We start from the raw sequence: 13,299 nt of genomic DNA on the forward strand, positions 1-13,299 counted from the left end.
CAAGATGTTCCGTCGAGTTTCAGCAAGAAACATCAAAGGGCCTTCTGGCATGGCGCGTTGCTGCGTGAGGCCTCTCATCCGCACCCCCACTTCTGTGGACCAGGAGGAACCATGGCCAGCAGGACCATGGCCGCCGCACTCGCGCTTGTCGCGGGAGCCGCTGTGGCCGTTACGGTGCCGGGCACCGCTCAGGCGGCGCCGCCCGGGGGCAAGGACGTCACGGCCGTGATGTTCGAGTGGAAGTTCAGCTCCGTGGCGAAAGCCTGCACCGACGACCTCGGTCCGGACGGATACGGGTACGTCCAGGTGTCGCCGCCGCAGGAACGCCTCCAGGGCACCCCCTGGTGGACCGCCTACCAGCCCGTCAGCTACAAGATCGCCGGCAGGCTGGGCGACCGCGCCGCCTTCAAGGCGATGGTCGACACCTGCCACGCCGCCGGAGTCAAGGTCGTCGCCGACGCGGTGATCAACCACATGGCGAACAGCTCCGGCACAGGGTCGGGCGGCTCGCCGTTCTCCAAGTACGACTACCCCGGCACGTACTCCGCGTCCGACCTCGACGACTGCACCACCTCGGTCGACAACTACCGCGACGCCTGGAACGTCCAGCACTGCGAACTGGGCGGACTGCCCGACCTGGACACCGGCGAGGAGCACGTCCGCAACAGGATCGCCGCCTACCTCGACGACCTGCTCTCCCTCGGGGTCGACGGCTTCCGGATCGACGCCGCCAAGCACATCCCCCCGGCGGACCTGAGCGCCATCAAGAGCCGGCTGAGCAACCCGGGCGTCCACTGGAAGCAGGAGACCATCGGCGCCGCCGGCGAGATCGTGCAGCCCGGCCAGTACACCGGCATCGGCGACGTCCAGGAGTTCGCCTACGCCGGTGACCTGAAGCGCGTCTTCAGCAGCGAGAAGCTGGCGTACCTGAAGAACTTCGGCGAGAGCTGGGGCTATGTCCCGAGCGCGAGCGCCTCCGTCTTCGTCACCACCCACGACACCGAGCGCAACGGCAACACCCTGTCCTACAAGGACGGGGCGAACTACACCCTCGCGCACGTCTTCATGCTGGCCTGGCCCTATGGCTCGCCCGACGTCCACTCCGGCTACGAGTTCAGCGGCCACAACGACGGCCCGCCCAACGGCGGCCAGGTGACCGCCTGTTACTCCGAGGGCTGGAAGTGCCAGCACGCATGGCGGGAGATCGCCTCCATGGTCGCCCTGCGCAACACCGCGGGCAGCTCGGCCGTCACGAACTGGTGGGACAACGGCGGCAACGCCATCGCCTTCGGCCGCGGCGACAAGGCCTTCGTGGCGATCAACCACGAGCCGTCCTCGCTGACCCGCACCTACCAGACGTCCCTGCCCGCGGGCACCTACTGCGACGTGCAGAGCGACAAGCCGGTCACGGTCGACGGCTCGGGCCGTTTCACCGCGACCCTCGGCGCGAACAGCGCCCTCGCCCTGCACACAGGGGCGACGGAGTGCGACGACAGCGGCGGCGACCCCGTCGACCCGTCCGGCGCGTCCTTCAACGTCGACGCCACCACGAGCTGGGGTCAGGGCATCTACGTCACCGGCAACCAGGCCGCCCTCGGCAACTGGAACCCGGCGAACGCCCTCAAGCTCGACCCGGCGAGCTACCCCGTGTGGAAGCTCGACGTCGGCCTCCCCGCCGGAACGACCTTCGCCTACAAGTACGTCCGCAAGGACGCCGCCGGCAACGTCACCTGGGAGAGCGGGGCCGACCGCACCGCCACCGTCCCGGCCGCGGGCGGGGTCACGGTGAACGACACCTGGCGCAACTGAGCCGGTCCACCGCGGTCTCGCCCCCACCGACAGCCCCGCCCGCCGCCCCCGCGGCGCGGGCGGGGTGACCACCGCACCACCCCGCCGTCCGCGTCCGCGGACGGCACGCCCCTGTGAGACCGTTCAGGAGAAAGGCCCCGTGACCTTAGTCCCGCCCAGGCGCAGCGCTGCCCGGTACCTGGCCCTCGTGCTGACCGTGCCGGCCCTGTCCGTCCTGTCGCCCACCGCGCCCGCGGCATCCGCCGCAGCTCCTCCGGCGTCCGCGACCGGCTCCCCGGCACCGGCGGTGCCGTCCCCGGCGGCCGCCACCGCGCCGGAACCACCCGCCGACGCCGTCCTCGCACGTGAACCGGCCCGCCCCGCCCCCTCCCGCGAGCAGTTCTACCTGCTGCTGCCCGACCGTTTCGCCGACGGATCCCCCGCCAACGACTCGGGCGGTCTCGACGGCGACCGCTCGCACACGGGGTTCGACCCCGCCGACAAGTACTACTTCCAGGGCGGCGACCTCAAAGGGGTGACCGACCGGCTGGACTACATCAAGGGTCTCGGCACCACCGCCCTGTGGATGACACCTGTGTTCAGGAACAAACCGGTGCAGACGGTGGGCCGCCACCAGTCGGCCAACTACCACGGGTACGCCATCACCGACTTCACCGAGGTCGACCCGCACTTCGGCACCGACGCCGAACTGCGCGAACTTGTCGACCAGGCCCACGCCAAGGGCATGAAGGTCTTCTTCGACGTCATCACCAACCACACCGCCGACACCGTCGACTACGCCGAGAAGCAGTACGGCTACCGCTCCAAGGGCGCCTACCCGTACCTGGACACCGAGGGCCGCCCCTTCGACGACAGCGAGGGCATGCGCGAGGTCGACGCCGACAGCTTCCCCTACACCCCGCGGCTGCGCACCGGCGAACACGACCGCATGGTCCCCGACTGGCTCAACGACCCGACCATGTACCACAACCGCGGCGACTCCACGTTCGCCGGCGAGAGCGCGCTGTACGGCGACTTCCTGGGCAACAACGACCTGTGGACCGAGCGCCCTGAAGTGGTGCGGGGCATGGCGCGGATCTACGAGAAGTGGGTCGACGACTTCGGGGTGGACGGCTTCCGCGTCGACACCGCGAAGAACGTCAACATGGAGTTCTGGACCGAGTGGGCCACCGCGCTCGACACCTACGCGGCCCGGCACGGACGCCCCGACTTCTTCGTCTTCGGCGAGGCGTTCTCGGCCGACCCCGTGGTGATGGCCCCCTACCTCGTCCAGGGCCGCCTCGACGGCACCCTCGACTTCCCGCTCCAGGCCGCCTTGCGCAACTACGCCTCCCGAGGCGCCCCGGCCACGGACCTCTCCCACGTCCTCGCCCAGGACTACCGGTACACCACCGACAAGGCCGACGCCTACGGTGAGGTCACGTTCCTCGGCAGCCACGACATGGGCCGTATCGGCGGCTTCCTCGCCCAGGACAACCCGGGTGCGAGCGACGCCGAGCTGCTCGGGCGTGACCGCTTCGCCCACGAGCTGCTGTTCCTCTCGCGCGGCAACCCGGTGATCTACGCGGGCGACGAGCAGGGTTTCACCGGCCCCCGTGGTGACGTCGACAGCCGCCAGACGATGTTCGCCTCGCAGGTGCCCGACTACCTGGACGACGACCAGATCGGCACCGACCGCACCCACGCCTCGGACGCCTACGACACCCGGCATCCGCTGTATCGCTCGATCGCGGCCCTGTCGAGGCTGACCAAGGCGCACCCCGCTCTGCGCGACGGCGTGCAGACCGAGCTCCACGCCGACAGCGGCCAGGGCGTGTACGCGTTCTCGCGCACGGACGCCCGGCAGCGTGTGGAGCACCTGGTGGCGGTCAACAACGCCACCGAGCCGAGGACCGTCGAGCTGACCGTCGGGTCGGCGCGGACCAGGTTCAAGCCGCTGTACGGCACTGCGGCGGTCGTGCGCAGTGACGCCGACCGCAGCGTGACCGTGACCGTCCCGGCCCTGTCGTCGATCGTGCTGAAGGCGGACCGGCGACTGCCGCTTCCGGCCGCCGCGCCCACGGTCACCCTGAAGGCACCCGCACCCGGCGCCACCGGGGACGCCGAGATCGACGCGCAGGTGTCGCAAGGCCCGCTGCATCGCGTGGTGTTCGCCGCGCAGGTCGGCAACGGACCCTGGAAGGTTCTCGGCTCGGCCGACCACGCCCCCTATCGGGTCACCCAGCACCTCCCGGACACCGTCGAGGCCGGGACACCCTTGCGCTACAAGGCCGTCGTCGTCGACAGCCGTGGCCGCACCGGCAGCGCCCTGGCCGCCACCACCGCCGGACAGCCCGCCTCGCCGGGTAGGCCCACGGTGCAGCGGACCTACGGGGTCGTCCACCACCAGCGCGCCGACGGCGACTACGAGGGACTGAGGCTGAGGACGGCCACGGGCACGACGGCCCCCCTCGCCGGCCGGGACGCCTACGGAGCCTTCGCCTGGATCCCGGTCACGTCAGGACCGGTCCGCTTCACCATCGAGAAGGACGGCCTCGCGGACGCCCAGGAACGCAGCGTCGACTTCGCCGTGGCGGGGGAGGTGTGGACCCGCGAGGGCAGCACCACCGTCCGCACCGACCGGCCCCGGCAGGCACGGCCTCCCCAGGACACCACCAAGGCGGTCCTGCACTACCACCGGCCCGACGGCGACTACGACGGCTGGGGCCTGCACACCTGGACCGGCTCGGCGGACCCTCCCGAGTGGAACGACCCCGTCCGGCCGGTGCGCCGCGACTCCTTCGGCCTCGTCTTCGAGGTGCCGCTCCGGGACGGCGCCGCCTCCCTCAGCTATGTCCTGCACAAGAAGGAGCAGAAGGACATCCCCGTCGACGAGGCCCTCGACTTCTCGCTGTACGGGCACGAGGTGTGGCGCGTCGCCGGTGACCCGGTCTATCTGGCCCCCTCACTCAGCGGCGCGTTCGGCCTGGACCTCGGCACCCGCGCGGCCACCTGGATCGGCGACGACACCGTCGTCTGGGCGGGGCAGGGCACCGGGGTGGCCAGCCAGCAACTGGTGTACGCGACCGACGGCGAGCCGGAGATCGTGGGCGGCGCGCTGCGCGACGAGGGCCGCTGGCTGCGGCTCGTGCCCGCGGAGCTGACGCAGGCACAGCGGGAGTCGTATCCGCAGTTCGCGGACGCTTCCGCGTTCAGGGTCGACCCGCGCGACCGCGACCGGGTCCCCGAGGCGCTCGGCGGCGGACTGATCGCCACCCAGCGGGCCGACAGCGGCGCCCTCCTGGGCGCGACCGGCGTCCGCCTCGCCGTACCGACCGGAAGGACCGAGTGGTGACCGTTTCGCCCCGACAGCCCACCGACACGGAGGACACCCCGATGCACGCGCACCGCCCCCGGCGCAGAGCCCTGCCCCTGACCGTGGCGGCCGTCGCCGCCGCGCTGCTCGCCGGCTCCGTGCAGGCCGCCCAGCCCGCGACGGCCGGCCCCCGGCCGCAGGACCCGCCGTCGGACGCCCGGCTGGCCGCCGAGCCCGCCCGGCACGACCTCACCCGGGAGCAGGCGTACTTCCTGCTGCCCGACCGGTTCGCCGACGGCACCCCCGCCAACAACCGGGGCGGCCTGTCCGGCGACCGCACGAAGACCGGCTACGACCCCACCGACAAGGGTTTCTACCAGGGTGGCGACCTGCAGGGGGTGATCGACCGGCTGGACTACATCAAGGGCCTCGGCACCACCGCCATCTGGCTGGCGCCCATCTTCAAGAACAAACCCGTGCAGGGCGGCGGCGAGTCCGCGGGCTACCACGGCTACTGGATCACCGACTTCACCCAGGTCGACCCGCACTTCGGCACCAACGCCGACCTGGAGAGGCTCATCGACCAGGCGCACGCGCGGGGCATGAAGGTGTTCTTCGACGTCATCACCAACCACACCGCGGACACCGTCACCTACGCCGAGAAGGAGTTCGGTTACCGCTCCAAGGGCGCCTATCCGTACCTGGACACCGAGGGCCGGCCCTTCGACGACACCGAGGAGGCGCGCGAGGTCGACGCCGACAGCTTCCCCTACACGCCCGTGGTCACCGGGGGCGAGGAGCGGACGAAGGTCCCGGCCTGGCTCAACGACCCCGCGATGTACCACAACCGCGGCGACTCGACCTTCGTCGGGGAGAGCGGCCTGTACGGCGACCACACCGGTCTGGACGACCTGTGGACCGAACGCCCCGAGGTCGTCAGGGGCATGGAGCGCATCTACCAGAAGTGGATCAGAGACTTCGACGTCGACGGCTTCCGCGTGGACACCGTCCGCAACGTCAACATGGAGTTCTGGACCCAGTGGGCCACCGCCATCGACGCCTACGCCGCGAAGAGGGGCCGCAAGGACTTCTTCGTCTTCGGTGAGACGCTGTCCTCCGACCCGGCCGTCATCGCGCCCTATCTGACCCAGGGCCGGCTCGACGCGACCCTCGACTTCCCGCTGCAGAACACCGTGCGGGGCTACGCCTCCCAGGGCCGGTCCGCCGCCTCGCTGTCCGCCCTGTTCGCGCAGGACCACCGGTACACCACGGACAAGGCCAACGCGTACAACGAGGTCACGTTCCTCGGCAACCACGACATGGGCCGTATCGGCAGCTTCCTCGCCCAGGACAACCCGGGTGCGAGCGACGCCGAGCTGCTCAGGCGTGACCGCTTCGCCCACGAGCTGCTGTTCCTCTCGCGCGGCAACCCGGTGATCTACGCGGGCGACGAGCAGGGCTTCACCGGCCCGGGCGGGGACAAGGGCGCACGTCAGACGATGTTCGCCTCGCAGGTGCCCGACTACCTGGACGACGACCAGATCGGCACCGACCGCACCCACGCCTCGGACGCCTACGACACCCGGCATCCGCTGTATCGCTCGATCGCGGCCCTGTCGAGGCTGACCAAGGCGCACCCCGCTCTGCGCGACGGCGTGCAGACCGAGCTCCACGCCGACAGCGGCCAGGGCGTGTACGCGTTCTCGCGCACGGACGCCCGGCAGCGTGTGGAGCACCTGGTGGCGGTCAACAACGCCACCGAGCCGAGGACCGTCGAGCTGACCGTCGGGTCGGCGCGGACCAGGTTCAAGCCGCTGTACGGCACTGCGGCGGTCGTGCGCAGTGACGCCGACCGCAGGGTGACCGTGACCGTCCCGGCCCTGTCGTCGATCGTGCTGAAGGCGGACCGGCGACTGCCGCTTCCGGCCGCCGCGCCCACGGTCACCCTGAAGGCACCCGCGGCGGGTGCCGTCGGGGACGTGGAGATCTCGGCCGAGGTGCCGGGAGACGGCCTGCACCGTGTGGTGTTCGCCGCGCAGGTCGGCAACCAGCCCTGGCGGGTGCTGGGTTCGGCCGACCACGCGCCCTACCAGGTCACGCAACACCTCCCGGACACGGTCGAGGCCGGGACACCCTTGCGCTACAAGGCCGTCGTCGTCGACAGCCGCGGCCGCACCGGCAGCGCCCTCGCCGCCACCACCGCCGGCCGGCCGCCGAAGCCGGCCCGGCCGAGCGCCGTGGAGCGCGACTACGCGGTGGTGCACTACCGCCGCCCGGACGGGGACTACGACGGCTGGCAGCTCACGGCCGGGACGGCGACGGCCGACTTCGTGGGCCGCGACGCCTACGGCGCCTTCGCGTGGATCGACCTCGCCGAGGACGCCGCCGACGTGACGTACACCGTCCGCAGGAATGGCGTGGCCGACGGCCCGGCGCGCACGATCGAGCTGGCCAGGACGGGCGCCGTCTGGATCGAGCAGGGGGACGACGGCCAGGCGGAGACCGCGCCCGAGGGTACCTATCCGCCGCAGGAGGGCCGCAAGGCGGTCCTGCACTACCACCGCGCCGACGGCGACTACGACGGCTGGGGTATGCACACCTGGACCGGCGCCGCGAACCCCACCGACTGGACCAAGCCGCTGCTGCCGGTCGGCCGGGACACCTTCGGCGTCACCTTCGAGGTGCCCCTCGCGGACAACGCGGCCTCCCTCAGCTACATCGTGCACAAGGGCGACGAGAAGGACCTGGCGAGCGACCGGTCCCTGGACTTCGCCGCGTACGGCAAGGAGGTCTGGCTGGTCGGCGGCGCAGGCGGCTATCTGCTGCCCACGGTCGGCACCGCCCCCGACCTGGACCTGTCCCGGTCGAAGGCGCACTGGATCGGCGCACACACCCTGGTGTGGGACGTGAAGGCGACCGCCGCGACCACGCAGCAGCTGGTGTACGCCGACCCGGGCACGCTCACCGTCGTGGACGGGGCGCTGTCGGACGAGGGCCGGTGGCTGCGGCTGAGGCCGGCCGAGCTCACCGCCGACGAGAAGGCCGCGCACCCCGACCTGGCCGGTCTGCCGGCGTTCACCGTCGACCCGCGCGACCGTGACCGTATCGCCGAGGCGCTGCGGGGCCAGCTCGTCGCGACGCAGCGGGTGGGCAACGGCGCGCTCCTCGCGGCGACCGGGGTGGCCGTGCGGGGCTGAGATCCGTCTGTGCGCGTGGTGCGGGAGGGCGGTCGCCCTCCCGCACCACGGTCCGCGGACCGCCGGTCCAGGCGCGCCGCGGCCCCGCCGTGACCTGCGCTTTCCCTCATCCGATGGGGCGCAAGCCGCCTTACATGGCACCTGCACCGCTGAAACTTTCCTTTCACCCGCCTTGACAGCACCCTCTGCCCACCCGGAACATCTCTCCCGTGAACCTGTCAGACAGCCAGACAGGTGGAGCGGTCCCGCGGCGCGTCAGCGCCATGGAAGCGGTGCTCGCCCACCTCCGCGGTGCCATCGAGCGCGGCGAGTACGCCATAGGGGACAAGCTCCCCTCCGAGGCGGAGCTCTGCCGCACCCTGGAGGTCTCCCGGCCCGTGCTCCGCGAGGCGCTGCGCGCGCTGCAGACCATGGGTCTGACCAGGTCGCGGACCGGCAGCGGCACCTTCGTCGTGGCCAACGCCGTGGAGGACCCCACCTTCGGCGACTACGCGGCCAGCGACCTGCTGGAGGTGCGCCGCCATGTGGAGATCCCGGTCGCCGGGTACGCCGCCCTGCGCCGCACGCCGGAGAACCTCGACCACCTCGCGCACCTGATGGAGCGCATGGAGCGGGAGACCGACACCACGGCGTGGGTCGCGATGGACACCCTGTTCCACCTGGCCGTGGCCGAGGCCGCGCAGAACCCGGTCTTCCGCCGGGTCATCGAGGAGATCCGCGACGCACTGGCGCGTCAGTCGGCCTTCCTCAACGAGCTGGGCGGCCGCCGCGAGCAGTCCAACCGTGAGCACCGCGCCATCGTCGAGGCGCTGATCGACGGTTCCGAGCACGACGCGATCGAGGCCATGAGCCACCATCTCGACCGCGTCGAGACCACCCTCACCGACATCGTGCGCTCCCCTCGCACGAGCGGCCCTACGGAAGGCGGACCCGAGGCGTGAGCGAGCAGTCCCTGCACGACGACGTGCAGAACGGGCGGATGCAGAAACGTTCCAGCGCGCATGTGGACGCCGGAGACGCCGGCTACAGCAAGTCCCTGAAGCACCGGCACGTCAATATGATCGCCATCGGCGGCGCGATCGGCACCGGCCTCTTCCTCGGCGCCGGCGGCCGCCTCGCCGACGCCGGCCCCTCCCTCTTCATCGCCTACGCCGTCTGCGGCGTGTTCGCCTTCCTCGTCGTCCGCGCGCTCGGCGAGCTGGTCCTCTACCGCCCTTCGTCCGGCGCCTTCGTGTCGTACGCCCGTGAGTTCCTGGGCGAGAAGGGGGCGTACACCGCGGGCTGGATGTACTTCCTCAACTGGGCCACCACCGGCATCGCCGACATCACCGCGGTCGCGACGTACACGCACTACTGGGGCATGTTCTCCGACATCCCGCAATGGCTGATCGCGCTGATCGCCCTCGCGATCGTGCTGACCGTCAACCTGATCTCGGTCAAGATCTTCGGCGAGCTGGAGTTCTGGTTCGCGATCGTCAAGGTCGGCGCGCTCGTCGTCTTCCTGTGCATCGGCATCTTCCTGCTGGTCACGCAGCACCCCGTCGACGGCACCACCCCCGGCCCGTCCCTGATCACCGACCACGGCGGCATCTTCCCCAACGGCCTGCTGCCCATGCTGCTGATCGTCCAGGGCGTCGTCTTCGCCTACGCCTCCGTCGAGCTGGTCGGCGTCGCCGCGGGTGAGACCGAGAACCCCGAGAAGATCATGCCGAAGGCGATCAACTCGATCATGTGGCGCGTCGGCCTGTTCTACGTCGGCTCGGTCGTCCTGCTGTCGATGCTGCTGCCCTGGTCGTCGTACCGGGCGGGGGAGAGCCCGTTCGTCACCGTGCTCTCCAACATCGGGGTCCCGGCGGCCGGCGGCATCATGAACCTCGTCGTCCTCACGGCGGCCATGTCCTCGCTGAACTCCGGCCTGTACTCCACCGGCCGCATCCTGCGCTCCATGGCCGTCCACGGCTCCGCCCCGGAGTTCACCGGCGCGATGAGCCGCAGCCAGGTCCCCTACGGCGGCATCCTGCTCACCAGCGGCATCTGCGTCCTCGGCGTCGGCCTGAACTTCGTCGTCCCCAAGGACGCCTTCGAGATCGTCCTCAACTTCGCCGCGCTCGGCATCCTCGCCACCTGGGGCATGATCATGCTCTGTCACCTCCTCTTCTGGCGGAAGACCGAGAAGGGCGAGCTGACCCGCCCCGGCTACCGGCTGCCGGGCTCCCCCTGGACCGAACTCGTGACGCTGGCGTTCCTCGCCTCCGTCCTGGTCCTCATGTACGCCGACGGCGGCGCGGGACGCACCACCGTGCTGTGCCTGCCGCTGATCGTCGCCGCGCTGGTCGCCGGCTGGTACGCCGTCCGCGGCCGCATCGAGCGCACCTCCACCAGGGCCGACGCGTGACCCGCGCACCGGCCGACAGCCACCCACCAGTGAGCCAGGCAGTGATGTACAGCAACGCCCTCGCGGACGCCCCCGCCGTCCGTGAACCCCTCCACGCCCCCGTCGCCCACCTCCTCCGCGGCGGGGTCGTCGAGGGCATCCACTACGGCTCCGTCGTCGTCCTCGGCGCCGACGGCCGGGTCGAGTTCCAGCTCGGCGACATCGAGGCCGCGTTCTACCCGCGCTCCGCCCTCAAGCCCGTCCAGGCCGTCGCCATGGTCCGCGCCGGGCTGCCCCTGGAGGGCGAGCTCCTCTCCCTCGCCGCGGCCAGCCACTCCGGCGAGGAGCGGCACATCGCCGGGGCCCTGCGCATCCTGGACATGGCCGGACTGAGCGAGGGCGACCTGCGCAACACCCCGGACATGCCGTACGGGCCCGAGGTGCGGGACGCCTGGATCCGCGCCGGCCGGAAGCCCTCGCGGCTCGTCCAGAACTGCTCCGGCAAGCACGCGGCCATGCTGTACACCTGCCGGCTCAACGGCTGGTCCCCGGAGGACTACCTCGATCCCGGGCACCCCCTCCAGAAGGCCGTCGCCGAGATCGTCGAGGACCTCACCGGGCAGCGGATCGCCCGGGTCACCGTGGACGGCTGCGGCGCGCCGCTGTTCTCCGTCTCCCTGCACGGGCTCGCCCGCGCCGCGGCCCGTATCGCCGCAGCCGCGCCCGGTACCCCCGAGGCACGGGTCGCCGACGCGATGCGTTCCCACGCGGAGATGGCGTCGGGCGCGGGGCGCGACGTGGCCGAGCTGATGGCCGCCGTGCCCGGGCTGCTCGCCAAGGACGGGTTCGAGGGCGTCCAGGTCGCGGCGCTGCCCGACGGGCGGGCCGTCGCCGTGAAGATCGCCGACGGGGCGGACCGGGCGCGGATTCCTGTGGCCGCGGCGGCGTTGGCTCGTGCCGGCGTCGACCCCGAGCTGCTCGGGGCGTTCGCCGGGGAGGCGTTGCTGGGCGGGGGCGTGCCGGTGGGTTCTGTGCGGCCGGTGCGGGCGCTCGACCCTGTTGCCGTGACGCCCTGATCGCGGTTCGAAGGGGGACTGCCGGTCGTCGTCGGTCTGCACGCCGTCTGCGGCTCGTCGCGCAGTTCCCCGCGCCCCTGAGGGACATCTCCCAAGCTAGCTTCCTCGAGAAAGCAGAAGACCTTTCATGACCTCCGTCGTCACCCGCAGCGAGCACGATCTCCTCGGGGACCGGGACATTCCCGCCGACGTCCACTGGGGCGTGCACACCCTGCGCGCCACCGAGAACTTCCCCATCACCGGGACGCCGATCTCCGCGTACCCGCATCTGATCGACGCCCTGGCGGCAGTCAAGGAAGCGGCCGCCCTCGCCAACGAGGAGCTCGGGCTGCTGGCCCCGGAGAAGGCGCGGGCGATCGTCGCCGCGTGCCGGGAGATCCGGTCCGGCAAGCTGCACGACCAGTTCGTCGTCGACGTCATCCAGGGCGGTGCGGGCACCTCGACGAACATGAACGCCAACGAGGTCGTGGCCAACCGGGCGCTGGAACTGCTCGGGCACGCCAAGGGCGAGTACCGGTTCCTGCACCCCAACGAGGACGTCAACCTCGGCCAGTCGACGAACGACGTCTACCCGACGGCCGTCAAGATAGCGACGGTCTTCGCGGTGCGGGGGCTGCTCAAGGCGATGGCCGTCCTGCAGGACTCGTTCGCGCGCAAGGCCGTCGAGTTCCGCGACGTCCTCAAGATGGGCCGTACGCAGCTGCAGGACGCGGTCCCGATGACGCTCGGTCAGGAGTTCTCGGCCTACGCCGTCATGATCGACGAGGACCGCAACCGCCTCGACGAGGCCGTCGACCTGATCCACGAGATCAACCTCGGCGCCACCGCCATCGGCACCGGCCTCAACGCGCCCGCCGGATACGCCGAGGCCGCCCGCCGTCACCTCTCCGCCATCACCGGCCTGCCGCTGGTCACCGCGGCGAACCTGGTGGAGGCCACCCAGGACTGCGGCGCGTTCGTGCAGATGTCGGGTGTGCTCAAGCGGATCGCGGTCAAGCTGTCGAAGAGCTGCAACGACCTGCGACTGCTGTCGTCCGGCCCGCGCGCGGGTCTCGGCGAGATCAACCTGCCGCCCGTGCAGGCCGGTTCGTCGATCATGCCCGGCAAGGTCAACCCGGTCATCCCGGAGGTCGTCAACCAGGTCGCCTTCGAGGTGATCGGCAACGACGTGGCCGTCACCATGGCCGCCGAGGCCGGCCAGCTCCAGCTGAACGCCTTCGAGCCGATCATCCTGCACTCCCTCTCCGAGAGCATCACGCATCTGCGCAACGCCTGCCTCACGCTCGCCGAGCGCTGCGTGGACGGCATCACCGCCAACACCGAGGCGCTGCGCGCCGGCGTGGAGAACTCCATCGGCCTGGTCACCGCCCTCAACCCGCACATCGGCTACACGGCCGCCACCGACATCGCCAAGGAGGCCCTCGTCACCGGCCGCGGTGTCGCCGAACTCGTACTGGAGAAGGGCCTGCTGCCCGCCGACAGGCTGGCGGCGCTGCTGCGCCCCGAGGTCGTCGCCGGCAATGGCTCCCCCCTCGTCTGAGCGGGCCA

At 71.2% G+C, this 13,299-nt stretch carries 5 protein-coding genes and 2 pseudogenes; all 7 read left to right on the plus strand.

Annotated elements, in window-relative coordinates; translation table 11 throughout:
- The first annotated feature begins 111 nt into the window (after positions 1–111).
- On the plus strand, positions 112–1,809 hold the full coding sequence (locus ACIGXJ_RS14620) for a carbohydrate-binding module family 20 domain-containing protein (RefSeq protein WP_399644535.1): 1,698 nt from the start codon (positions 112–114) through the stop codon (positions 1,807–1,809).
- A gap of 214 nt (positions 1,810–2,023) precedes the next feature.
- Positions 2,024–5,116: pseudogene (locus ACIGXJ_RS14625) on the plus strand (alpha-amylase family glycosyl hydrolase); the annotation flags it as partial.
- Between the two features lie 68 nt (positions 5,117–5,184).
- Positions 5,185–8,298, plus strand: a pseudogene (locus tag ACIGXJ_RS14630) (alpha-amylase family glycosyl hydrolase); the annotation flags it as partial.
- A 266-nt stretch (positions 8,299–8,564) separates the two neighbouring features.
- Positions 8,565–9,242: a FadR/GntR family transcriptional regulator gene (locus tag ACIGXJ_RS14635; protein ID WP_399644857.1), complete on the plus strand. Its 678-nt coding sequence runs from the start codon at positions 8,565–8,567 to the stop codon at positions 9,240–9,242.
- Positions 9,239–10,696, plus strand: coding sequence for an amino acid permease (locus tag ACIGXJ_RS14640; RefSeq protein ID WP_399644538.1), 1,458 nt, complete (start codon positions 9,239–9,241; stop codon positions 10,694–10,696). Before ACIGXJ_RS14635 ends, ACIGXJ_RS14640 begins: the two co-directional genes overlap by 4 nt.
- 44 nt (positions 10,697–10,740) lie before the next feature.
- The gene (locus tag ACIGXJ_RS14645; protein WP_399644859.1) at positions 10,741–11,751 is read left to right on the plus strand and encodes an asparaginase; all 1,011 of its coding nucleotides are present in this window, start codon (positions 10,741–10,743) and stop codon (positions 11,749–11,751) included.
- A 127-nt stretch (positions 11,752–11,878) separates the two neighbouring features.
- Positions 11,879–13,291 (plus strand): aspartate ammonia-lyase, encoded by a 1,413-nt coding sequence (gene aspA / locus ACIGXJ_RS14650; RefSeq protein WP_399644540.1) that lies wholly within the window; start codon positions 11,879–11,881, stop codon positions 13,289–13,291.
- Positions 13,292–13,299: the final 8 nt, after the last annotated feature.

It is taken from the genome of Streptomyces sp. NPDC053367, assembly GCF_044545925.1.
In the GTDB taxonomy this organism is placed as follows: Bacteria; Actinomycetota; Actinomycetes; order Streptomycetales; family Streptomycetaceae; genus Streptomyces.